General features: G+C 60.5%; 20 protein-coding genes and 1 pseudogene. 10 read left to right on the plus strand and 11 right to left on the minus strand.

What is annotated here, in order from left to right; translation table 11 throughout:
* Positions 1–27 precede the first annotated feature (27 nt).
* The 5 genes from G3N97_RS00760 to G3N97_RS00780 all read left to right on the plus strand — a co-directional run bounded on the left by G3N97_RS00760 (position 28) and on the right by G3N97_RS00780 (position 3,994).
* Positions 28–975 carry a LysR family transcriptional regulator gene (locus G3N97_RS00760; protein ID WP_205991433.1) on the plus strand — a complete coding sequence of 316 codons (948 nt, stop codon included), beginning with the start codon at positions 28–30 and terminating at the stop codon, positions 973–975.
* A gap of 114 nt (positions 976–1,089) precedes the next feature.
* Positions 1,090–2,085 carry a 2Fe-2S iron-sulfur cluster-binding protein gene (locus G3N97_RS00765; protein ID WP_205991434.1) on the plus strand — a complete coding sequence of 332 codons (996 nt, stop codon included), beginning with the start codon at positions 1,090–1,092 and terminating at the stop codon, positions 2,083–2,085.
* A 25-nt stretch (positions 2,086–2,110) separates the two neighbouring features.
* On the plus strand, positions 2,111–2,425 hold the full coding sequence (locus tag G3N97_RS00770; RefSeq protein ID WP_205991435.1) for a non-heme iron oxygenase ferredoxin subunit: 315 nt from the start codon (positions 2,111–2,113) through the stop codon (positions 2,423–2,425).
* A 31-nt stretch (positions 2,426–2,456) separates the two neighbouring features.
* Positions 2,457–3,242 carry an SDR family oxidoreductase gene (locus G3N97_RS00775; RefSeq protein ID WP_205991436.1) on the plus strand — a complete coding sequence of 262 codons (786 nt, stop codon included), beginning with the start codon at positions 2,457–2,459 and terminating at the stop codon, positions 3,240–3,242.
* Between the two features lie 2 nt (positions 3,243–3,244).
* The gene (locus tag G3N97_RS00780) at positions 3,245–3,994 is read left to right on the plus strand and encodes an ABC transporter substrate-binding protein (protein WP_205991437.1); all 750 of its coding nucleotides are present in this window, start codon (positions 3,245–3,247) and stop codon (positions 3,992–3,994) included.
* A gap of 55 nt (positions 3,995–4,049) precedes the next feature.
* Here G3N97_RS00780 and G3N97_RS00785 read toward each other — a convergent pair whose 3' ends face one another.
* The 9 genes from G3N97_RS00785 to G3N97_RS00825 form a co-directional block, all read right to left on the minus strand.
* Positions 4,050–4,304 carry a reverse transcriptase N-terminal domain-containing protein gene (locus G3N97_RS00785; RefSeq protein ID WP_205991438.1) on the minus strand — a complete coding sequence of 85 codons (255 nt, stop codon included), beginning with the start codon at positions 4,302–4,304 and terminating at the stop codon, positions 4,050–4,052.
* A gap of 827 nt (positions 4,305–5,131) precedes the next feature.
* The gene (locus tag G3N97_RS00790) at positions 5,132–6,025 is read right to left on the minus strand and encodes a MurR/RpiR family transcriptional regulator (protein ID WP_205991495.1); all 894 of its coding nucleotides are present in this window, start codon (positions 6,023–6,025) and stop codon (positions 5,132–5,134) included.
* Positions 6,026–6,084: 59 nt separating this feature from the next.
* The gene (locus G3N97_RS00795; RefSeq protein ID WP_205991439.1) at positions 6,085–7,257 is read right to left on the minus strand and encodes a Gfo/Idh/MocA family oxidoreductase; all 1,173 of its coding nucleotides are present in this window, start codon (positions 7,255–7,257) and stop codon (positions 6,085–6,087) included.
* Positions 7,258–7,284: 27 nt separating this feature from the next.
* A complete protein-coding gene (locus G3N97_RS00800; protein ID WP_205991440.1) occupies positions 7,285–8,211 on the minus strand; it encodes a TIM barrel protein in 927 nt (308 codons plus the stop codon).
* Between the two features lie 10 nt (positions 8,212–8,221).
* Positions 8,222–9,232 (minus strand): Gfo/Idh/MocA family oxidoreductase, encoded by a 1,011-nt coding sequence (locus tag G3N97_RS00805; protein WP_205991441.1) that lies wholly within the window; start codon positions 9,230–9,232, stop codon positions 8,222–8,224.
* 24 nt (positions 9,233–9,256) lie between these two features.
* Positions 9,257–10,168 (minus strand): sugar phosphate isomerase/epimerase, encoded by a 912-nt coding sequence (locus tag G3N97_RS00810; RefSeq protein WP_205991442.1) that lies wholly within the window; start codon positions 10,166–10,168, stop codon positions 9,257–9,259.
* 77 nt (positions 10,169–10,245) lie between these two features.
* Positions 10,246–11,271: an ABC transporter permease gene (locus G3N97_RS00815; RefSeq protein ID WP_205991443.1), complete on the minus strand. Its 1,026-nt coding sequence runs from the start codon at positions 11,269–11,271 to the stop codon at positions 10,246–10,248.
* Positions 11,272–11,298: 27 nt separating this feature from the next.
* Positions 11,299–12,855: a sugar ABC transporter ATP-binding protein gene (locus G3N97_RS00820; protein ID WP_241030281.1), complete on the minus strand. Its 1,557-nt coding sequence runs from the start codon at positions 12,853–12,855 to the stop codon at positions 11,299–11,301.
* A gap of 65 nt (positions 12,856–12,920) precedes the next feature.
* The gene (locus G3N97_RS00825; protein ID WP_205991444.1) at positions 12,921–13,847 is read right to left on the minus strand and encodes a sugar ABC transporter substrate-binding protein; all 927 of its coding nucleotides are present in this window, start codon (positions 13,845–13,847) and stop codon (positions 12,921–12,923) included.
* Positions 13,848–14,161: 314 nt separating this feature from the next.
* Between G3N97_RS00825 and iolC the strand changes: the two genes are divergently transcribed.
* The 5 genes from iolC to G3N97_RS00850 all read left to right on the plus strand — a co-directional run bounded on the left by iolC (position 14,162) and on the right by G3N97_RS00850 (position 20,426).
* Complete coding sequence (gene iolC / locus G3N97_RS00830) at positions 14,162–16,114, plus strand: 5-dehydro-2-deoxygluconokinase (RefSeq protein WP_205991497.1); 1,953 nt, start codon at positions 14,162–14,164, stop codon at positions 16,112–16,114.
* A 30-nt stretch (positions 16,115–16,144) separates the two neighbouring features.
* Complete coding sequence (gene iolD / locus G3N97_RS00835) at positions 16,145–18,028, plus strand: 3D-(3,5/4)-trihydroxycyclohexane-1,2-dione acylhydrolase (decyclizing) (protein WP_205991445.1); 1,884 nt, start codon at positions 16,145–16,147, stop codon at positions 18,026–18,028.
* Positions 18,029–18,068: 40 nt separating this feature from the next.
* Positions 18,069–18,998: a myo-inosose-2 dehydratase gene (gene iolE / locus G3N97_RS00840; protein WP_205991446.1), complete on the plus strand. Its 930-nt coding sequence runs from the start codon at positions 18,069–18,071 to the stop codon at positions 18,996–18,998.
* A gap of 38 nt (positions 18,999–19,036) precedes the next feature.
* Positions 19,037–19,855 (plus strand): 5-deoxy-glucuronate isomerase, encoded by an 819-nt coding sequence (gene iolB / locus G3N97_RS00845; protein WP_205991447.1) that lies wholly within the window; start codon positions 19,037–19,039, stop codon positions 19,853–19,855.
* A 76-nt stretch (positions 19,856–19,931) separates the two neighbouring features.
* A complete protein-coding gene (locus G3N97_RS00850) occupies positions 19,932–20,426 on the plus strand; it encodes a heme-binding protein (protein ID WP_346777996.1) in 495 nt (164 codons plus the stop codon).
* A gap of 245 nt (positions 20,427–20,671) precedes the next feature.
* Here the strand turns inward: G3N97_RS00850 and G3N97_RS00855 are convergent, their stop codons facing one another.
* Together G3N97_RS00855 and tpiA are read right to left on the minus strand one after the other, a co-directional pair.
* Complete coding sequence (locus tag G3N97_RS00855; protein ID WP_205991449.1) at positions 20,672–20,902, minus strand: hypothetical protein; 231 nt, start codon at positions 20,900–20,902, stop codon at positions 20,672–20,674.
* 226 nt (positions 20,903–21,128) lie between these two features.
* Positions 21,129–21,953, minus strand: a pseudogene (tpiA, locus tag G3N97_RS00860) (triose-phosphate isomerase); the annotation flags it as partial.
* Between the last annotated feature and the right edge of the window lie 127 nt (positions 21,954–22,080).

Genomic DNA, 22,080 nt, shown 5'->3' on the forward strand with positions numbered 1-22,080 from the left:
TCTGGATCAATATCAGAAGGAGGAGACATGGAACTGCAGGATCTCGACCTCAATCTTCTGCTGGTTTTCGCGGAACTGGTGCGGGAAAGGAGCGTATCGCGCGCGGCGCAGAATCTGGGCATGTCGCAGCCCGGCATGAGCAACGCGCTGAACCGTCTGCGCGCCCTGCTAGGCGACGACCTGCTGCTGCGCACCGGCCGCGGCATGCAGCCCACGCCCTACGCCGAACGGCTCGCGGGCCCCCTGAACGAAGCGCTCGCCACCATCCACGGCGTCATCAACATGGAAATGGCGTTCGACGCCGCCACGAGCGACCGCAGCTTCACGCTTGCGATGACGGACATCGGCGAAATCGACTTTCTGCCCAATCTGATGCGCGCACTGGAACGCGTCGCCCCAAAGGTATCGATCAGCACCGTGCGCAAGGGCGCGGCCAATCTGAAGGATGAACTCGAAACCGGTGCGGTCGATCTCGCGGTCGGATGGTTGCCGGACCTGAACGCGGGCATCTTTCAGCGGCGGCTGACGGCAAGCCAGTACGTCTGCGCCTTCCGCAAAGGCCACGCACTCGACAAGGGCGCCGTCACACTGGAGGAATTCTCGTCGGCGGATCATCTGGTGGTGATCGCTTCGAACACCGGCCACATGATGGTCGACAACGAACTCGCGCGTATGCAGATTCGCCGCAACGTGCGCCTGAAAATTCCGCACTTTGCGGCGGTGAGCCACATTCTCGGCGAGACCGATCTGATCTCCACGCTGCCCGGGCGGCTCGTGAACCGCAGCATCGTGCCGTTCAATCTGTCCTGGGCGCCGCTGCCGGTGAAGCTGGAGCCGATTCCGCTCAACGTGTTCTGGTCGGCCAAATATCACCGCGATCCCGCCAATCAGTGGCTGCGCGGATTGCTCTTCGATACCTTCCGCGAATTCGCGCCGCACGTGCCGGAAGAGGCGCTGGTGCCGATGCCTGGCTGATGCGCCATCACCGCCATATTCAATCCATGAATATTCCTCATTGCCGCTGAGTGGTTACGTTCGGAGGCGCGCTTCCCTAAGATCCGGAAAAACACATTCTGGAAGGGAGACGCCATGCAGTTGCGGGTCCAGCCCACAGGACACTCCATTGAATGCGCGCCGGGCGAAAACCTGCTCGATGCGCTGCGACGTGCGAACGTGCCGATTTCCTACAGTTGCGCGGCCGGCCGATGCGGCACCTGTCGCTGCAAGATCATCGACAGCGCCGCGCCTGACATCGCGGCTACGGCGGAAGATGGCGTGGTACTCGCCTGCCAGGTGACGCTCACGGGCGACTGCACCATCGAAATTCCCGAGCCGGACGAGATCGTCGTGCATCCGGCTCGGCTGCTGAAAGGCATCGTGCAGTCGATCGACGCGCCCGTGAAAGACGTACGCATCGTGCGGATCAAGACGAACCGGCTGCTCGAATTTTCACCGGGGCAGTTCGCGTCGCTGCAGATCGCGCCGGGCATAGAACGTCACTACTCGATGGCCTCGCTCGCCGGCGATGCGCTGCTTGAGTTCCACATTCGCGTCGTGCCGGACGGCGCATTCAGCGGACACGTCGCGCACAAGCTGTCGCCTGGCGACACGCTGCGCATCAGCGGACCGCTGGGCACGTCGTATCTGCGTCGCAAGCATGCGGGGCCGATTGTCTGCGTCGCGGGCGGCACTGGCCTCGCGCCGGTGCTGTCGATCGTGCGCGGCGCGCTCGAAGGTGGCCATCGTGACGACATCCATCTATATTTCGGCGTGCGTTCCGAAGCCGATGTCTATGGCGCCTCCGCGCTCGAAGCATTGCGGGCGCGCTTCCCGAATCTGCACGTGAACGTAGTCGTCGCGAGCGGCGCGGCGCACGACGGCCATCGCGCCGGACTCGTCACCGACGCGCTCGCGCACGACTGGCCCGCGTCCGACGCTCTGGGCGGATTTCGCGGCTACGTATGCGGCTCCCCGCCGATGGTCGATGCCGTGCGGGCAGTGCTGATCGCGCATGGCATCGAGGACGGACACATCTACGCGGACGCTTTTTACGCGCAGACACCTGCCCTCCTTCAGCCCGCGTAACACTTTCATAAACCAAGGATTCCAAATGATCGAAACATGGACCGACGTCGCCGCCCGCAGCGACGTGCCCGACAGAGACGTGACCGCCGTGAATGCGGGCGGCCGCGAGATTGCGCTATACGACGTCGATGGCGAAATCTACGCCACCGACAACATCTGCACGCACGGCCACGCGCGCCTGTGCGATGGTTTTCTCGAAGACGGCGAGATCGAATGCCCGCTGCATCAGGGGCGCTTCGACGTCCGTACCGGAAAGGCGATGTGCGCGCCGCTCACGGAAAACATCCGCTCGTATCCGGTGCGCATCGTCGAACAGCGCATCTTGCTGCAACTCGACTGACGCGCCCATCAGATAATAAAAGGACACGCGCATGGACCTGAGTCTGTCGGGCAAAACCGCCATCGTGACGGGTGCGAATCGTGGCATCGGCTTGGGCGTGGCGCGCGAACTCGCGCGGGAAGGCATGCGCGTCGCGCTGGTCGCGCGTGATGCGGAACTGCTCGCACAAGTCGCGCACGATTTGCAGCAGCGCTTCGATCGCGACGTGCTGACCATCGCCTGCGATCTGCGTGAGCGCGAAGCCGCCGCCTCGGTCGTCGAGCGCGCCGTGTCGTACTTCGGGCAGCTCGATCTCGTCGTCAACAGTGCGGGCGCGACCAAACGTGGCGACTTCTTCTCGCTCACTGACGACGACTGGCAGGACGGCCTCGAACTGAAGCTGCATGGCTACGTCCGCATGACACGCGCCGCATGGCCTCATCTGGCGCGACGCGAAGGCGCTATCGTGAATGTGGTGGGCGTCGGTGCATGGACGGGCATAGGCGAATTCACGGTGGGCGGCGTCGTTAATGCGGGGCTGATGAACTTCACCAAGGCGATGGCCGATCTCGGCAAGCGCGACGGCGTGCGTGTGTGCGCCGTCAATCCGGGGCGCATCCGCACGGAAAGGCTTGAACGTAATATCGAGCGGATCGCGGGAGCGCATGGCATCGCGCCCGAGGACGCGAGCGCGCGGCTGCTCGCGGAGTGCGGCATCAACCGTTTCGGCGAGCCGGAGGAAATCGGCCGGGCAGTGGCGTTTCTGGCGTCTCCGGCTGCATCGTTCGCGCAAGGAACCTTGTTCGATATCGATGGCGGTGAAACCCGGGCAATCTGACCATGAACTTCGACGATCTCACACTTCGGCAAAGCTTCGCGCCAGGCGGCGTACTGCGCGCGTCCATCAACCTCGGCAATCCGATTCTCGCCAACAAGGATGCAGCGACCGGCGAGCCATTCGGCGTGTCCGTCGATCTCGCGCGTGCGTTCGCGGGCGAGCTCGGCGTCGAACTGGAACTCGTGGTCTTCGATACGGCGGGCAAATCGGTGCAGGCCGTCCGCGATGAACGCGCGGACTTCGGCTTCTTCGCGATCGATCCGTTGCGCGGCGAGCGCATCGCGTTCACGGCGCCGTATGTGCTGATCGAAGGCTTCTATCTGGTGCGCGACGACTCGCCGATCCGAACCAATGCCGATGTCGATCATCCCCACAATCGCATCGCTGTGGGCAACGGCAGCGCGTACGACCTGTTTCTCACGCGCGAACTGAAGGCCGCGCAAATCGTGCGCACACCGACATCGCCGGCTGTCGTGCAGACGTTCATCGACGATGCGCTCGAAGTCGCGGCGGGCATCAGGCAGCAACTGGAAGCCGATGCGATGAACCTGCCTGGCTTGCGTATGCTGGACGAGCGCTTCATGGTCATCCGACAGGCGATGGGCTTGCCGAAGAGCCGGGGGCCGGCCGCCGCCCATGCGCTGGACGAATTCGTCGAGGAAATGAAGGCCAGCGGGTTCGTCGCGGAAGCGCTGGCACGGCATGGCATTGCTGGCGCTTCGGTCGCACCCACCCCTGACGCGTCTGCATAGCGCAACAAACCACATGATCCTGCCTCGTTTCCGCGTACAGCAAGTCACGCAGCAATCAACCTCCCCTCATGGTCGACTCGCGGCTACGTTCCGAAGCGCCAACGCATATGGAGCGAACGTGGGTGGACTCCAACCTGGCATTATAAATCGTGGTCTGATGGTGCCCCGCGAGCCCTCCTGCGGAGCGGGTCAGCAGACGTTGTAATGCTTTCACCTTGTCCCATCGCCCTTCCCGGGTTGCCTTGGCGATACGCATCTGAAGTCGTTTCACATCTGCTTCAATGTGCGGCCAGTGCACCTGATCCCACATTTGGGCAGCGCGCGAGGGCGCACGGTGCCAGTCGCTTTCACGCCGATCGCCGTCATCTGCTTTCCCTCATATAACGATTGGTCAAAGTTCTCTCGCCATGAATGACCGCGCGGAAGTCTGCCCGCTTTCGCGTTGGACGATGTCTCAGCCCATATCCCATCCATTACAGCCGGGCATTCGCTTTCTCCACATTCCTTACCCACAGTATCAACATGGTTCCTTGCGGTTCACCTGCCGTTGCCAGCGGTACTATGGGCTCACCCTGTTCCGGATGAATTGCCGAGCGGTGCGGCCCCTTCTGCTTCGTCGGCGGTGGTTCTGTCCATCATGGTCCAGTGTTCGGAGACCATTCCTCACCGCGCACCGTTTTGGTTCAAGCCTCTTAGCACGTTCGGCTTGTTCAAGATCACAACGTTAAATTGAAGTTCACATATGTTGGTCGTACCCGCTCATTCCTTGCTCCTCTCCGCCTTAGTGCTAGCAGATTCCGCTCTGCCTCGCGGCCCGGCATACCGGATAACCGGCGGCTACGTTGTCCCCGAAGCTTCATACGTAGCTGTTACCGGCTCCGCATGTCCGGGTGGGATACGGTTGATAGAACAACCGGTTTCGTCAGGTCATACCTACTCTTGTGAAACAGAATCTCACGCGACTTGCAGGTCGCACAAACACATTTTTGGCCAGGTCAATGCCGATGGTCGTATCTCCATAAGAGGTGCTCCTGCTATTCGACTGGTGGATTGTGTGACACTTCCACTCTGGCACATTGATACTGTTATAGATGGGGGCGTCCATCCCAGCGCTTACGATTCACGTGTTCATGCCGATCAGTTCACGCCCGCCCTGCCTGACGCACCATTTTCCAGCGTAGTGGGTCGATAGGAAAGCTCAAGGCGATAGGCAAGCGCGACAAAAAGGCCCTGCGCGAGCCCCATCGTCGCCGACAACGCACGAAACCCGAATGTCGCACTGTCCTGCACCAGCAATGCTGCTTCGGCCTCCCGCGCAAGCGGACTCATGCGGCTATCGGTAATCGCAAGCAGTCGTGCGCCGCGTCGCACGCCCGCCTGCGCGAGTTCCTCCGTCTCCCCGGCATACGGGACGAACGAAATCGCGATCAGTACGTCGCCCTTCTGTACCGAGCGAATCTGCCCTTGCTGCATGTTTCCGAGACCGCTGAATAACCCGATGCGCTTGTCTGTATGCTGTAGCACGTAGTCAAGATAGACCGCAACCGGAAACGAGCGCCGCGATCCGGCGATCCAGATCGCCGGTGTTTGCGCAAGCATGTCCACCGCGTGCGCGAATGCCTGCTGGTCGAGTGTCTGCCGCAGCTGCTGCATCCCGGCGATGCTGCCGGCAAGAAACTCATCGGCGATCTGTTCGGGCCGCAGGTTCGACGAACCCGATTCGATCACGTCACGCAACCGTAAATCGTATGCACGCGCCGGCGCAATCTGCTCGACCAGCCCCTCTCTGAACAGGCGCTGCATTTCGGAGAAACCGGAAAACCCGAACTGCTGGGCAAAACGTACGATGGCCGATGGATGTACTCCGCACTGCTCGGCGAGCGACTGGACTCCCTCGAGACCGAGCCGGTCGCCATGCGTTTCCACGTGACGTGCAATCGCCTTGAGCCGCTTGCTCAAGCCATCGTATTCACTCGTAATGCGTTGGAGGAAATCTTCGATACTGTCGGGAGGACTCTGGATTGTGCTCATCTTTTCGCGCAAAATGCCGTCCTCGAAACGACGACGGTCCGCCAATTCGGGCTATCCGTTCAGCGATAGTCGACCCATACGCCACCCTGGTCCGCTGAGCGTACGCAATTCTCAACCCATCGCACCCCCTCTACGCCTGCCTCAATTCCCGGGTAGCGGATGTCACGCAACGCATGTGCATCGCGGCGGTCGGCAGCCTCCATCGCCAGCGCAAAGCGGTAGTACAGATTCGACCATGCGTCGAACAGTCCTTCGGGATGCCCCGCGCCGATACGGTCGTCATGGAGTGCGTTCAGATGCAGATAGGGCATTCCGCGGTCCAGGATCTGCGCCGGTTGTCCCTGAATTTCGTAACGCAGCTGGTTCGGATGCTCGTCCCACCATTCTATGCTCGCCCTGGAACCGATTACACGAATTTTCTGGCTATGCATCGCGCCCGCATTTACCGCGCACGACCACAGGTAGCCGACCGCCCCGCTCTCGTACTCCATGATCGTCATGGCGTTGTCCTCCAGCGGTGCCCGACTCTTCACGAAACTCTGCCGCGCACACATCAGCCGGTTGATTTTCAGATCTGGCAGCATCACTTCGGAGATGTAGAGAGGATGCGTGCCGATATCACCCAGCACATAGCTCGGACCAGCAAATTTCGGATCGACTCGCCAGCGCGTTGCAGGATTGGCCGCTTCAACACCTTCACTATGGAAGCCGTGAGCGAACTGCATTTGCACGATACGGATTTCACCGAGATCTCCACGCGCGATCATCTCGCGCGCCTGCTCGATCAGTTGATGCCCCGCATAGCCGTAGGTCACACCAACAACCAGTTGCTTCGCGCGCGACAATTCGAGCAGCTCTTCGGCTTCGGCCGTAGTGAAGCACAACGGCTTCTCGCAGACCACGTGCAGTCCGGCATTCAACGCGGCCTTGCAGATTTCGAAGTGCGTATTGTTCGGCGTTGCGATCGATACCGCACGAATGCCGTCGGGCCGCCGTGCTTCGGCTTCAAACATCGTCCGGTAATCTGCATAGCAGCGCTCAGCGCTGAGCCCCAACTCCTGTCCGAAGCTTCGCCCGCGCTCCGGGTCAATATCGAGGGCCGCGGCCATGAGCACAAAGCTGCCGTCGCGTAGTGCCGCCGACCGGTGAACATAGCCGATCTGGCTTCCAAGGCCACCGCCGACGAGGCCCCACGGGATGGAGCGTTCTACCAGAAGTCTTCCGTCAATCATTTTAATCACATTCCTTGACTATCAATATCAGGCAAATCCAGCCGAGACGAGGAATTCACGGCTCGCAGCCACATCCCGCAGACTGGTCCCGGCGTTACGGGGGTCGCGCTCCTGCTCGACCGTGATATAGCCCGCGAAGCCGATTTCTTCCAGTGTCCGCTTGATCAGCGGATAATCGAGAATCCCTTTACCGATCGGACACATCACGCCTCTCGCGCACGCCGCGAAAAAAGAAATGTGCTCGCCCATCACCTGTTCGTATGTCGCAAGATCGATGTCCTTGAAGTGCACATAGTCGAGACGGCCCGAATATTTTCGCAGCCACGTTGCCGGGTCCATCCCCGAGTAGTACAGATGGCCGGTGTCGAGGCACAATCCCGCCATGTCGAATGGAATATCGATCATGATGCGATCGATCTCGTCCGCAAACTCGATATAACCGCCCGCATGGGGATGAATCACTGCGCGCACGCCGAACTCGTCACGGGCGATCTGTGCAATCCGCCGTACATGGTCGACCATGCCCGCCCATTGCTCATCGGACAAACGCGGCGAGCGATCCGTATGACCCGCCGCGAAATCCCGCTCCTCATGCCCCCAGTCCATCACAACCAGGTACGGTGCTGGATAGCGTTGACCCGGCTGCGTCGGTAGTTGCGGCAATCCCTTGATCAATGCACATATCTCGCGCGTCTGGCGCAGAAGGCTCTGCAGATTGCCCGGGGAAACGAGATCATCGAAGATCGTACCCGCAGTAATACTCAGGCGCTGCCGGTCAAGTTCGGCGCGCACGACATCACGTTCCAGCGGAATATAGGCATAGGGGCCTAATTCGATGCCCGAGTACCCTGCCTGCGACGCCTCGGCCAACACGTGCCGCCACGGAGGTAGATGAGGATTCGTCACATCGTCCACACCCCAGCAACAAGGCGCACAACCGATCTTGATCGTCATGGCCGAAAATTTATGGATAGAAGGCCGGCTGTGCTGGCAGAGTGATTTGTTCGACCTTGCCACTCTTTTGCGCGAGGACGCAGGCGTCGGCAGCGACTGCCGCGGCATAACCGTCCCACGACGACGGGCCGGTCAGCGCGCCGTTGCGAACACCGTCGATGAACGCCTGCAATTCGACGTCATACGATGCGATAAATCGCTCTTTCCAGTCAGTCATGATTGCCGACCCATTGCGCGCCGCATGCTTGAGCGAAACCGTCGGCGGATCGGGCAGCTTCGCGATGCCGCTCTCGCCCACTACCTCGCACTGGATGTCGTAGCCGTACTGGCAGTTGACGAAGATCTCGACGTCGATACGCACGCCGCTTGTCGTCTCCAGCAAAACGATTTGCGGATCAGCGAGATGTGGCGATGCGCTGCGCGACCTCTTCGGATACACAACCTGCGCGCTCACATAGTCTTCTCCGAGCATCCAGCGCAGCACGTCGAGTTCGTGGATCAGCGTATCGGTGATAGCCATGTCTGTTGTATAACGTTCGCCAACAGATGGGTTCCGGTGCGCGCAATGCAGCATCAACGGCACACCGATCGTGCCGCTGTCGATAACCGCCTTGAGGGCGCGATAGCCGGCATCGTATGGACGCATGAAACCGACCTGAACGAGCCGGCGCCCATGCGCCTGCTCTGCCTCGATGATTCGCATGCAGCCTTCAGCGGTCACAGCAAGCGGCTTCTCGCAGAACACGGGCTTACCACGCGCTATCGACTTTAGTACGAACTCTTCATGCGTCGGGCCCCACGATGTAACAAGAACAGCCTGCACATCCGGCGCGTCGATCAGTGCATGACCGTCCACGTACACCTCGGCATTGAGTCCATACGCTGTTACTGCGTGTTGGGCCTGTTGCGGATCAATATCGTTCACCGCGACGACGCGGGCGCCCGACAACGTGCACGTAAGACGCCGGATGTGATCCTGACCGATCGCACCGCAACCGACCACGCCAATCTGTAGAGTCATGAAATATTCCCCTTTAGCCAGTCTTCAGCGCACTGCGGCACGAAAGTACTGATTGATATAGCGATTCATTTCGCCATGCATGAAACGCGAGGATGCCTCGGCACGCTCCTCCCAGGCAAAGACACATGACGACATCACACCGTCGAATCCGGCCTCGCCGAGCGTGCCGAAAAATACGTCCCAGTCGATCTCCCCCTGGCCAATATCCAGATGCTGATGTACGCGGATGTGTGACGACCCGGGCGGATTGACGATATAGCGCAACTGGCTGCTCTTTTTGTGATCGAACGTGTCGGCCACACGCACGTGCGCAAGAACCGGCGCAGCTTCGCGGATCATCGCGGCCATATCGTCGCCGTAGTAGAACGTATGCGGCGCGATGTACGACAGCTTCAGCGCGTTCGATCCGATGTTCTTCACGATGTCGATCGCCGGCTGCAGTTGCTCAATCCAGTCCTCGGGATGCGGCTCGACCGAAAGCGTGATGCCCTCACGTTCGAAGATCGGCAACAGTTCGTCCATCGAGCGAAACCATGCTGCCTCGCACATTTCTTTGGGATTCGCGCCGGGCCGCTCACCGACGGAGCGCTCAGGCGACGCACCACGGCCGAATTCAGACACCATGAGCTGGCAATCCATCTCGACGGCAACTTCGATTGCCTTTTTCCAGCAACGCATCGCCCATTGCCGTTCGTCCTCGAAAGGGCTCGCCCAGCGGTACATTGGCTGTAGCGACGCCAGTCCTACACCGCTCGCCTGCATGGCCTGCTTGAACGAGCCCATGCGCTCCCTGGTTGCGCGCGGCATCACCCACCAGTCGAGGAAATCGCTGCGCGGCGACAGCTCGATCTGGTTGTAACCGAGATCGGCCACGGCTCGCGGCAACGCCTCCAGCGACAGGTGACGGATCATGTAGGGATCCAAAGCAACTTTCATGATGATTTCTCCATTGAGAGATTGTCAGGGACCCGCAGACGATGCGGCGGATATTCAATGCTTGTCTGGACCGGGAATCAGCGGCGCTTTTTCTTGTTGCGGTACTGATCGACGACCACCGCCGCGACGATGATGGCACCCTTGACCATCTCCTGGTAATACGCGTCGATGCGGATAAACGTAAATCCCGAAGTCATCACGCCGAGGATCAGCACGCCGATCACCGTGCCCGTGATGCGCCCCAACCCGCCGGTCAGCGAAGTACCGCCAATCACGACCGCCGCAATCGCGTCAAGCTCATACATCATGCCCATTCCAGACTGTCCCGAAATTGCCCGTGCTGCGGTCACGGTGCCCGCGATGCCGGACAGTGCACCAGCAATTGCGTAGATCCAGATCAGATGGCGCGTCACATTGATGCCCGACACAACGGCAGCCTGGCGGTTCGCACCAATCGCATACGTCACCTTGCCAAAGCGCGTATAGCGCAGCACCACATGAAAAACTACAGCGACCGCGATAAAGATCAACACGGGATTGATACCCGAGCCGATGGCCGCGAACTGGTCGGTCAGCATCGACACTGGCATGCCGTTCGTGAACCACTTCGCGAACCCGCGCGCTGCGACCATCGTGCCGAGCGTCGCGATAAACGGCGGAATACCGGTTCCCGCAATCAACACGCCGTTGATCAGCCCGACCATCAGCCCTGTGACGATGCCCGCGAGCAGAGGCCAGACGATCGGCAGGTCGGTCAGGTGCGGAAATACGGCGCCCGCATAGTCGGACGTCTGCGCTAGGCTGGCTGATACCACGGCAGCTGCGGCCACGACAGATCCGGGAGAGAGGTCGATACCACTCGTGATGATGACGAGATTCGCTCCCACCGCGATGATGCCGATCACCGCCATCTGCAGGATGATGATCTCGAGACGCTGCACGTTGAAGATGAAACTTTGTCCAACGACGATCCAGCCGACCACTTCAAAAAACAGACTGATGCCGATGAGGACGAGGAAGATACTCAGCTCGGGCGGCCATCTGAAATGCCGTTCCTTTTTCGAACTGACGGGCGGTTGCGCCGCTGATTGGAAATTGCTCATTGCATTGTCTCCGTAGGTTGCTTGGGCTTAGCGGGACGCCAGATCCATGATTCGAACCTGATCCGCGTCCTTGCGTTCGACGATGCCGGTCATCCGACCTTCGTGCATGACCATGATGCGGTCGCTCATGCCCAGAACCTCCGGCATTTCGGACGAAATCATCAGCACCGCGACACCTTCTCCCGCCAGTTTGCTCACGAGGCGGTGGATCTCCGCCTTCGCACCAACATCGATCCCGCGCGTCGGTTCGTCGAGGATGAGGATCTTCGGTCGCGTCAACAGCCAGCGCCCGATCAGCACTTTCTGCTGGTTGCCGCCGGACAGGTTCTGGATCTCTTCGTAAAGTCCGGGCGTTTTCACTCGAAGCTGCCGGCTCATCTCCTCACAGTCACGCTTCAACTCCGTCTGCCTGACGAAATTGAACTTCACATAGCGGCTTTGCAGCACGGCTGCTTCCATGTTCGCGAGCAGATCGAGATTCAGGAAGCATCCCGTGTCCTTGCGGTCCTCGGTCAGAAATGCCATGCCGTGCTTCATGGCCTTCGCCGGCCTGTCGATGCGCACCGGCTTGCCGTTGATAAGGATCTCACCGGCCGTCGCAGGAACGACGCCGAACAACGCCTCCGCGACATTCGAGCGTCCGGAGCCAACGAGCCCCGCAACGCCAAGAATCTCGCCGGCACGCAGATCGAAGCTCACGTCGCGGAATGCGCCGTCAACGCCGAGGTTTTTCACCGACAACACGACGTCGCCAATCGGTACGTCCTGCTTCGGAAACATCTGCGTGATCTCACGACCGACCATCATGCGAATGATATCGTCGCGCGTCACATCGCTGGAGGCATGTGTACCGATGTATTTGCCGTCGCGAAACACCGAGAACTCGTCGGCGATTTGAAACAGCTCATTCATTTTGTGCGTGATATAGACGATACCTTTTCCCTGCTCACGCAACTGCCGGATAATGCGGAACAGGTGCTCGACTTCCTTGTCAGTCAGCGCGGAAGTCGGCTCATCCATGATCAGGACGTCAGAATCGAACGACACTGCTTTTGCTATCTCGACCATCTGGCGGCTCGCGACTGTGAGCTTGCGCACATCGATGTCAGGATCGATATCGATCGATAGCCGCTCGAACAACGCCTGAGTCTGCTTGCGCAGTTGCACATGATCCACGAAGCCAAAGCGGTTTTTGGGCTCGCGGCGAATCCAGATATTCTCGGCCACGCTCATGTACGGCATCAGGTTCAATTCCTGATGGATCATTGCTATCCCACGATCGAGCGCATCGAGCGGGCCCTTGAGTGCAACCGGCTTGCCTTTGACGAGAATTTCGCCCTTGTCTGGGGCATAGATGCCGGCGATGATCTTCATAAGCGTGGACTTGCCAGCGCCGTTCTCCCCCATCAGCGCATGCACGCTACCCGGGCGCACCCGGAATTGGACACCGTCGAGTGCGACGACGCCCGGAAAGGACTTGCCAACGCCGCGCACCTCAAGCAGACAGTCCGTGTCGGCGAACGCAGGCGAGTCGGAGTGCACATCGAAATCTGGCGCGGCCGGCGCTATCTTGACGGCGGACATATTTTTTCCTCTCAGGAAACCAGCGGCCAGCGCGCGAGCAAGCCGCCGGACGTCAACAATGGCGATCAGGGCTTGGCGTACTGAGCCATGTTCGCGGGCGTCACGAGCTCGAATGGCACGTTCACGAAACGATCGACGTTTTGCTTGTGTGCGAGCTTGATCGCCGCATCGACCGACTGCGTGCCCTGGCCCAGTGCGTTCTGGTACACGGTGACCTTCAGGTCACCGGCCTTCATCGCCGCAATGCCATCGGGCGTCGCGTCGATGCCGGCAACGATCATGTTCGGCCTCATCTTGTGCGTCGCCTTCAGTGCGTTGATTGCGCCAATCGCCATTTCGTCGTTGTTCGAGATGATCGCGTCGAACTGTGTGCCGGAACTCAGCCAGTTCATTGTGATGTCCTGGCCCTGGGTGCGGCTCCATTTGCCTTCACGCTTGTCAACGATCTTGATGCCCGCACAGGGTTTGGTTGCCAGCACATTTTCGATGTCCTGCGTACGCGTGCGCGCTGCCTCGTTCGACAGGTCGCCGGTCAGGACCAGCACATCGCCCTTCCCCTTGAGCAGCTTGCAAACCTCCTGGGTCTGAAGCGTCCCCGACGCTTTCTCGTCGGAAGCAACCACGGCGACGCCAGGCGGCAACTTGTTGAAATCGACCGGCTTGCGATTGACATAGACAAGCGGAATACCAGCCGCCGTCACGATCTTCGTGAGCTTGGGCGTTACATCAGTGTCCACCGCGTTCACGATGATCGCATCGTCCTTCTCCGCGATCATGTTCTGGATCTGGCTCAGCTGCTTGCCGATGTCGTTGCCTGCATCCTCGATATCGAGGGTCACGCCCTTCTTCTGCGCTTCGTTCTCCATGCTGTGCCGAAGGATCGTGAGAAACGTGTCGTTAAAATTCGCCATCGCCACACCGATTTTTTCCGCGTGGGCCAGCGGGGACATCAGAACAGCAGCAGCGGTGACGGCCATCAATCTGGTTTTCATGATCTCTCTCTGTCTCCTATATGTTGAATGTGTCCGGCAGCAGCGCTCGTCGTGCGGCCCGGCCGGAGCGCGAACCGCATGCTTTGTCAGAACGAAACTGTAGTTCACGCAGACTCGTTTTTGGAAATTAATTTCTAGGTGTTTTCACGGAAGGAAATACATTTCCAAAATAACTAGACTTCATCCGCAACCTGGATTCTCCCTGGAGGCGGAGGCCTGACTCTCGCGGCGACGAGCGCCGTCAACGACCCTCCGCTGGACCTGCCCCAATTAGCTGGCGCCGCTGCGCGCCGAGCGCGAGCGTGACGACAGATATGAGCGTGTTGAACTTTCCAAGTAATCGCCCCATTGACCTGGCCTGTCTGGGCCGAGTGGCCGTGGATCTCTATTCGCAACAGTTTGGTAGCCGCCTTGAAGATTCGCGCAGCTTCCAGATGTATCTCGGCGGATCGTCCGGGAACCTGGCGTTTGGCGTCGCCCGTCTCGGCCTGAAAACCGCGATGATTTCGCGCGTTGGCGACGAGCAGATGGGTCGTTTCTTGCGCGAGACGCTGGAGCGTGAGGGGTGCGACACGTCCCAGTTGCAGTCAGACCCGGAGCGCCCGACCGCGCTCGTGCTGCTCGGACTCAAGGATCGCGACACATTCCCGCTGCTGTTCATGCGGGAAAACTGCGCGGACATGGCGGTGCGCGCCGATGAAATTGACGAGCACTTCATTGCAGGCTGCCGGGCGCTGTCGATCACGGGCACCCATCTGTCCACACCGACCACCCGCGAAGCAGCGCTAACGGCACTCGATTACGCAGGTCGCCATGGCGTGGTGCGCGTACTCGACATTGACTACCGTCCCGTGCTTTGGGGGCTGACGAGCCGTGGTGCCGGAGAAAACCGCTACGTACCGGACGAGCGTGTGACGCAGCAACTGCAGGACATGCTTGGTGAATTCGACCTGCTCGTTGGCACGGAAGAAGAATTCCTGATTGCGGGAGGCGTGCCGCACGACCTGATCGCATCGCTTCGCGCGGTGCGCCGTATCAGCCGCGCAACGTTCGTTGTCAAGCGCGGCGCGCTTGGATGCTGTGTGATCGAGGGCGACGTTCCCGAGCGGGTCGACGATGCGCCGACCTTTGGCGGAGAACGGGTCGAAGTGCTCAACGTGCTTGGCGCAGGCGACGCGTTCCTGTCCGGCCTGCTCAGCGGCCTGTTGCGCGGAAACGACTGGGCCGAATCCACGCGTATCGCGAACGCGTGTGGCGCGATTGTGGTCTCGCGGCATGCGTGTTCGGCGGCAATGCCGACGCCGGCTGAACTCGATCACTGGTTTAGCGGCAGCCGCAACCCGGCCGTCGACATGGATCGCGATCTCGCTCATCTGCATCGCGTGACGATCGCTCGCCCGCAATGGGAAGAACTATGCGTAATGGCGTTCGACCACCGCGCCCAGTTCTACGATATTGCGGTTCAGGCTGGTGCCGACGAGTCGCGTATCCCCGCGCTCAAGCGTTTGCTCGTGCGGGCCGCCGAACAGGTGGAACGCAGTCACGCCATCGAGGGTCACGTCGGCGTGCTGATCGACGGCGGCGCGTATGGTCGCGACGCGCTCGCGTCGGCGACCGGGCGAGGCTGGTGGGTCGGACGCCCGATCGAGTTGCCGGGCTCGCGACCACTGCGCTTCGATGAGACGCGCTCGGTAGGCTCCGCGCTGATCCACTGGCCAACCGAACAGGTCGTCAAATGCCTCGTGCATTATCACCCAGACGACCCGGTGGACATGCGCCTCGACCAGGAGCAGCGACTGCTTGAGGTCTGGGAAGCGACCCGGGAAAGCGGTAATGAATTGCTGGTCGAGGTGATTCCGCCGCGTGCGTTGACGCTCCCCGGCACCGAAGACGAAGCGGTTCTTCGTTCTATCGCACGCTTCTACAACCTCGGTATTAAACCCGAATGGTGGAAACTCGCACCAATGAGCGCCGATGGCTGGACCAAGCTCGACGCGCTCATCGCCGAACGCGATCCGTACTGCCGCGGCGCCGTGATTCTCGGGTTGAACCAGCCGCTGCAATATCTGATCGACAGCTTTGGCAGCGCCACCAATCCGATCGTCAAGGGCTTCATGGTCGGCCGTACGCTGTGGGCCGACGCTTCGCAGAAGTGGCTGAGCGACAAAATCGATGACCAGGTCTTCATCAACGAAGTGGCAGGCAACTTCGCCCAGCTCGTGAACGCCTGGATCAACCGCCACAGTGTCGCGCGTTCCGCAGCCTGAGCCGCCCTGCAACGACATACCGAATCAACAATGAAAACGACCGTAAGACTGACTGTGAGCCAGGCGCTCGTACGTTATCTGGCCGCACTGCAAGCCGAAGTCGTCCAACCGGACGGCCACACCGAAATTCTGCCGTACTGCGCTGGCGTGTTCGCGATTTTCGGCCACGGTAACGTGGCCGGCCTCGGTGAGGCGCTGCAGGCCGAAAAAGACCGCCTGCCGACCTTGCGCGCCCACAACGAGCAGGGCATGGCCAATGCGGCCGTTGCGTTTGCCAAGGCAAATTTCCGTCAGCGCATGATGGCCGTGACGTCCAGCATCGGCCCGGGCGCGACCAACATGCTGACCTCCGCAGCTCTCGCTCACGTAGCACGTTTACCGCTCCTGCTCCTGCCCGGCGACGTTTTCGTATCGCGCATGCCCGACCCGGTCCTGCAACAGGTGGAGAGCTTCGAGCAGGGCGACGTCAGTGCAAACGACTGCTTCCGCCCGGTCACGCGATACTTTGACCGGATCACGACTCCCGAGCAGTTGCTGGTCGCGCTGCCGCGCGCGATCCAGGTGATGACAGATCCGGCACAATGCGGCCCGGTCTGCCTCGCACTGCCTCAAGACGTGCAGACGTTCGCGTACGACTGGCCGGAGGACTTCTTCCGTCCTCCGATCATCCGTATGCGTCGCCAGCCAGCCGATGCGATCGAGTTGGCCGATGCGGCCGTGTTGCTGAAGTCGGCGAAAAGTCCATTGATCGTCGCGGGTGGCGGTGTGCTGTACAGCCAGGCCTGGGACGCGCTGCGCGCGTTCGCCGAAACGCATGGCGTGCCGGTCGCGGAATCCCAGGCGGGCAAAGGCAGCCTCGCCTGGAATCACCCGCTCAATCTCGGCTCGATTGGCGTAACAGGCTCGCCAGCCGCGAACCGGGCCGCCGGGCAATGCGACGTTGTGTTCGCGGTCGGCACCCGGCTGCAGGACTTCACCACCGGCTCGCACGCGCTCTTCGGCCACGCGGATCTGCTGAGCCTGAACGTGCAGCCGTTCGACGCCGGCAAGAAGCGCGGCCAGCAACTGGTCGCCGACGCGCGCACGGGCCTCGAACAGCTATCGGCAGAACTGTCCCAATGGCAGGCGCAGCCTGAGTGGACTGCCAGTTGCCGCGACCATGCGATGACATGGAATGAGCGTGTGACCGAGCTCACGACACACGTCCCGAAGGACACGCCACCATATGACGCCGAAGTCATCGGGGCGGTGCGCCAATCCGCGCTCGACGTCGGCGTCGACAGTGCATTGGACGACATCGTCGTCTGTGCTGCCGGCACGCTGCCTGCGGAGCTTCACAAGCTGTGGCGCAGCGGGCAGCCGGGCAACTACCACATGGATTACGCGTACTCGTGCATGGGTTATGAGGTCGCAGGCGGCCTCGGCGCGAAGCTTGCACGACCCGAGCGCGAGGTGATCGTGATGGTGGGCGATGGCTCATACATGATGCTCAACTCCGAACTCGCGACATCGGTGATGCTCGGCGAGAAGATCATCGTCGTGATTCTCGACAACCGCGGCTACGGCTGCATTGAGCGACTGCAGCTCAAATGCGGCGGCGCGAGCTTCAACAACATGCTCGATGATTGCGTCCCCGAAGGCGGAGAACGTTCGTCGATCGATTTCGCCATGCACGCGCGCGCGCTCGGTGCCGAAGCCGTTCATGTGCGAGACATCAACGAACTGCGCCGCGAAATGCGCCGTGCCCGCACGGCTACGAAAAGCCAGGTGCTCGTGATCGACACGACCCACCATCGCACGACCGACGATGGCGGCGCGTGGTGGGAAGTGGCGGTTCCGCAAGTGTCGTCCCGCCCTGACGTCGAACGCGCGCGCCAGGACTATCTCGAAGAAAAGAACCGGCAACGGCGCTGATGCGCGAGCCGCATATTGACTATCCCCAAGGAAAAAGCTCATGAGCTGGAATGTTCGTATTGGTATCAATCCGTTATCGTGGATGAATGACGACCTGCCGTCGCTCGGCGGTAAAACGCCGCTCGAAACGGCACTGAAGGAAGGCGCGGAGATTGGTTACGAGGGGTTCGAGCTCGGCAACAAGTTTCCGAAGACCGGACCGGAGCTCAAAGCGAAGCTGGACGAATTCGGTCTTGCCTGCGTCTCAGGCTGGTATTCGGGATTCCTGGCCGAAGTCGCGCCAGGTCAAAACGATGCCGACACGGTTGCCGCCGAGATCGAGCGCTGCCGTGCACACATGACCAAGCTGCAGTACAACGACGTAAGGGTGGTCGTTTATGGGGAATGCGCGGGCACGATCCAGGGGCAAATCGATACGCCAGTATCGAAGCGCCCGCACTTCATCGACGACGAAGCCTGGCGGCGCTACGCGGCCCGTCTGAACGCGTTCGGCGCGCACCTTCTGGACACCTACGGCATTAAGCTCGCCTATCACCACCACATGGGTGCGTATGTCGAATCGCCGGACGACGTCGACCGCCTGATGGCGCTCACTGACCCGGCCAAGGTGTTCCTGCTGTTCGACACCGGCCACGCATACTTCGGCGGAGCAGCCGATCCGGTTGCCATGCTGACAAAACACGTGTCGCGAGTCGTGCATGTGCACTGCAAGGACGTTCGCCCGCAGGTCATCTCGCAGGCCCGCAACGATAGCTGGAGCTTCCTGAACGGAGTGCTCAACGGCACGTTTACGGTGCCAGGCGACGGTGCGCTCGACTACGAGGCGGCCCTGCGCGTGCTGAAGGCTGCGAATTACCAGGGCTGGCTCGTCGTTGAAGCCGAGCAGGACCCCGCAGTTGCGCCGAGCTACGAATATGCAAAAAAGGGCTTTGACACGCTGCGCGCGCTCGTCGACGGGCTCGGCGCCTGACGTGCGGCGCGCCCACAATCCGAAGAGGAACCACTTCCATGACGATTTCCCCGTTGCTGGTCAAGGCATCGTCCCAGCGTGAAATATGTAACGTCACGCCTGAATCCGCAGGTTGGCAGCACGTTGGCTTTCGCGCGCTGCGCCTGAAGGCCGGTGATCACGAAGTGATCGCCACCGGCTCGCGCGAATTGTGCGTTGTCGTGCTCACCGGCACGATTCGCGCCGAAGTCGATGGCGAGGTGTTCGACGACCTCGGCACGCGCGACAGCGTATTCGATGCCGTGTCGCCCGACGCGCTGTATGCACCCGCAAGCAAGACCGTCACGATCACGGCAACACGCGACTCCGAGGTCGCATTGTGCACCGCGCCGGGTGTCAGCCCCGACAAACCGGTTCAGCGTCTCGAGGGCGCACGCATGCGACGCATGACACGCGGCGAAGGCACAAATACGCGCCATGTGTGCGACATCCTGATGGGCGACAACCCGGCGGCGGACAGATTGCTCGTCGTTGAGGTCATCACGCCGGCCAGCCATTCCAGTAGCTATCCTCCGCACAAACACGACACCGATGCAGCGCCCACCGAAACCGTGCTGGAAGAGACGTACTACCACCGGATCGACCCGCCGCAGGGCTTCGGTTTCCAGCGCGTTTATACCGACGATCGAAGTCTCGACGAGGCCTGCGTTATTGAAAACCATGACGTCGTGCTCGTGCCGCGCGGCTATCACCCGGTCGTCGCGCCCCACGGGTACAACCTGTACTACCTGAACGTAATGGCGGGACCAAGCCGCTCATGGGCGTTCAAGAATGACCCGGCGCACGAGTGGATGCTGCAACCTCAAGCCAGCAACTGACGACCCACGCCGCTCACTTCACCTGTGATATGCCGTCTTGCACAGGGTCGCGTGCGGCACATCAAGGGAGATGAACGTGGACGCATCTATCTCGATCGAAAGCCGCCCCTTTGAAGCCTGCGCCTCGACGCCGACGCTGCCGGACTTCAACGAGAGCATCGCACGCAGACTTGGCGAGATGGCCGCCAACATCGCCGTGCGACGTGGACTGCCGATTGCCGTCAGCGTCGTTTCCCAGCGCAGTCCTCTGTTCTATTGCACGCTGGACGGCAACCGTACCGAAGACAGCGAATCTATCCGGCGCAAACAGAACACCGTATTTCGTTTCCGGAAAAGCTCGCACGACGTCGGTCGGATGTTTGCGCAAGCCGGATGGTCGCTGGAATCGCAAGGCCTTAGCGCGCGTGACTATGCGCTTGACGGCGGTAGCGTGCCTTTGAGCCTTGTAGATACCGGCATCGTCGGCGTGATGACCGTGACCGGGCTCGATTGCGCCCGAAATCACGAACTCGCTGTCGAGATCGTAAGGTGTTACCTCGATGAAGTCGGTCCAGATTTTGCACGTGACTGACGGCGTTATTGCAAGCGTAGCCCGATCAGACAGCGACGTTACACTGACTTCGCCACTACGAACCTCCCCGATCGCACGGGCGCCCTGAATTTCTTCACCATCGTTTTCGGCGGAAATTATTGGACTCGTTGCGAGGCGTCTTGAGGCAATTTCGTCCTAAGGATATACGCCACTTCACAGCCGACACAAGACGCAATCCTGTCCTCAGGCAGGCGCTCGGCGAGTTTGATCACAGCTGCTCCGCTTCACGCAGGTTGATGCCCCGCGGCACCACTGCCTTCAAGCCGTTCGAATAATCGCGCCAGTTTTGTCTCGGCATCGCGCAGCGAGCCCACCGGAACGCTCTGGAGCTGAAGGTCGTAGACCCGGAGGACCTGCCTGATTGCCGCCTCATCTTCCGGTCGAATCAGCCAGACACCAGATATGTAGCCTGCGCCCGCGGCATCATCGAGCACCTTCTCGGCGATCGAATACAAACGGCGATCCGCCGCTCCGTACCCCTCTCTCCATAAAAAGAACGACAAATATGTCGTGTGGACGAGTTGAAATAACAGATGCCTGTTGCCGTGCCCAGACCTACTAGCCACAAATGCCAGATAGCTTCGGAGCAGCCGGTCGACCGTTTGGGGTCTGGGCAAAGGCATCAGCAAATGCCTGTCTCGCGCGGGCGAGCGCCGCGAAACTGTCGGATGCCCCAGGACATCACGGGGACCTGACATGCGTCGACGGCTCACGGACGCTCAACTTCGTTGCCATCTCTTGTGCGGTCCGACAGATAGAGGAAAATTCGTCGGTATCGAGAGACGCACCGCCTACGAGAGCGCCATCGATGTCGCGCTGACTGAGCAGTTCGGCCGCATTCGAGGCTTTAACGCTTCCACCGTAAAGAAGGGGAAGCGCCGCGAGACCCGGATCGCGCCCCCTGAGCACGTTTCGAATATGCGCGTGCACACGCTGAGCCTCCGTAGGGGTGGCGGTTATGCCCGAACCAATGGCCCAAAGCGGCTCATACGCGACCGCAAGCTGACGGGCCTCGGCAATGCTCAACTGGCCGAAGATATTTTCGATTTGCGCTCCCACAACACGCTCCGTCAGGCCCGACTCCCGTTCGGCTAGCGTTTCCCCCACACACAGAATTGGAATGAGCCCACTTTCAATCGCACGTCGCGCCTTCATGGCGATCACAGCCGAATCCTCACCGTGATAGATGCGACGTTCGGAGTGTCCGACAATTGCATAGCGGCACCCGAATTCTGCGACCATCGCGGCACCGACTTCACCAGTGAATGCACCCTGGGCATTTGGCGACACATCCTGCACGCCCCACGATATGCTCGTCTCTTGCAACTCGCCCTGGGCCTGTGCGACAAAAGGAAACGGAACACAGATGGCAACGTCCACGTTGGACAATGAATCTGATACCGCTTCAACCAATGCATGAAAAAGTCGGGCATTGCCTTCCCTACTCCCATGCATCTTCCAGTTTCCGATAACGAGTTTTCGTGGCGGTTGAAATGCGCTAGCCAATATTTCCTCGACGTATAAATTGTGAATCCACCCACGGCATGCATCCACAGGTGTCCGCAAACCTGCCGCGGGCCTCTCTCTACTGCGCTTCACGTCGGCTGGCAAGGCGGCGACCCCGGACACCATA

This window comes from Paraburkholderia sp. Ac-20347 (assembly GCF_017104805.1).
Taxonomy (GTDB): Bacteria; Pseudomonadota; Gammaproteobacteria; order Burkholderiales; family Burkholderiaceae; genus Paraburkholderia; species Paraburkholderia tropica.

What these genes read in the sequence shown, in the direction of transcription:
- G3N97_RS00770 (WP_205991435.1), top strand. Translation starts at nt 2,111, where the DNA reads ATGATCGAAACATGGACCGACGTCGCCGCCCGCAGCGACGTGCCCGAC.
- G3N97_RS00765 (WP_205991434.1), top strand. Translation starts at nt 1,090, where the DNA reads ATGCAGTTGCGGGTCCAGCCCACAGGACACTCCATTGAATGCGCGCCG.
- iolB (WP_205991447.1), top strand. Translation starts at nt 19,037, where the DNA reads ATGACGATTTCCCCGTTGCTGGTCAAGGCATCGTCCCAGCGTGAAATA.
- G3N97_RS00815 (WP_205991443.1), bottom strand. Translation starts at nt 11,271, where the DNA reads ATGAGCAATTTCCAATCAGCGGCGCAACCGCCCGTCAGTTCGAAAAAG.
- iolC (WP_205991497.1), top strand. Translation starts at nt 14,162, where the DNA reads ATGAGCGTGTTGAACTTTCCAAGTAATCGCCCCATTGACCTGGCCTGT.
- G3N97_RS00780 (WP_205991437.1), top strand. Translation starts at nt 3,245, where the DNA reads ATGAACTTCGACGATCTCACACTTCGGCAAAGCTTCGCGCCAGGCGGC.
- iolE (WP_205991446.1), top strand. Translation starts at nt 18,069, where the DNA reads ATGAGCTGGAATGTTCGTATTGGTATCAATCCGTTATCGTGGATGAAT.
- G3N97_RS00820 (WP_241030281.1), bottom strand. Translation starts at nt 12,855, where the DNA reads ATGTCCGCCGTCAAGATAGCGCCGGCCGCGCCAGATTTCGATGTGCAC.
- G3N97_RS00790 (WP_205991495.1), bottom strand. Translation starts at nt 6,025, where the DNA reads ATGAGCACAATCCAGAGTCCTCCCGACAGTATCGAAGATTTCCTCCAA.
- G3N97_RS00785 (WP_205991438.1), bottom strand. Translation starts at nt 4,304, where the DNA reads ATGTGGGATCAGGTGCACTGGCCGCACATTGAAGCAGATGTGAAACGA.
- G3N97_RS00800 (WP_205991440.1), bottom strand. Translation starts at nt 8,211, where the DNA reads ATGACGATCAAGATCGGTTGTGCGCCTTGTTGCTGGGGTGTGGACGAT.
- G3N97_RS00825 (WP_205991444.1), bottom strand. Translation starts at nt 13,847, where the DNA reads ATGAAAACCAGATTGATGGCCGTCACCGCTGCTGCTGTTCTGATGTCC.
- iolD (WP_205991445.1), top strand. Translation starts at nt 16,145, where the DNA reads ATGAAAACGACCGTAAGACTGACTGTGAGCCAGGCGCTCGTACGTTAT.
- G3N97_RS00760 (WP_205991433.1), top strand. Translation starts at nt 28, where the DNA reads ATGGAACTGCAGGATCTCGACCTCAATCTTCTGCTGGTTTTCGCGGAA.
- G3N97_RS00795 (WP_205991439.1), bottom strand. Translation starts at nt 7,257, where the DNA reads ATGATTGACGGAAGACTTCTGGTAGAACGCTCCATCCCGTGGGGCCTC.
- G3N97_RS00810 (WP_205991442.1), bottom strand. Translation starts at nt 10,168, where the DNA reads ATGAAAGTTGCTTTGGATCCCTACATGATCCGTCACCTGTCGCTGGAG.
- G3N97_RS00805 (WP_205991441.1), bottom strand. Translation starts at nt 9,232, where the DNA reads ATGACTCTACAGATTGGCGTGGTCGGTTGCGGTGCGATCGGTCAGGAT.
- G3N97_RS00775 (WP_205991436.1), top strand. Translation starts at nt 2,457, where the DNA reads ATGGACCTGAGTCTGTCGGGCAAAACCGCCATCGTGACGGGTGCGAAT.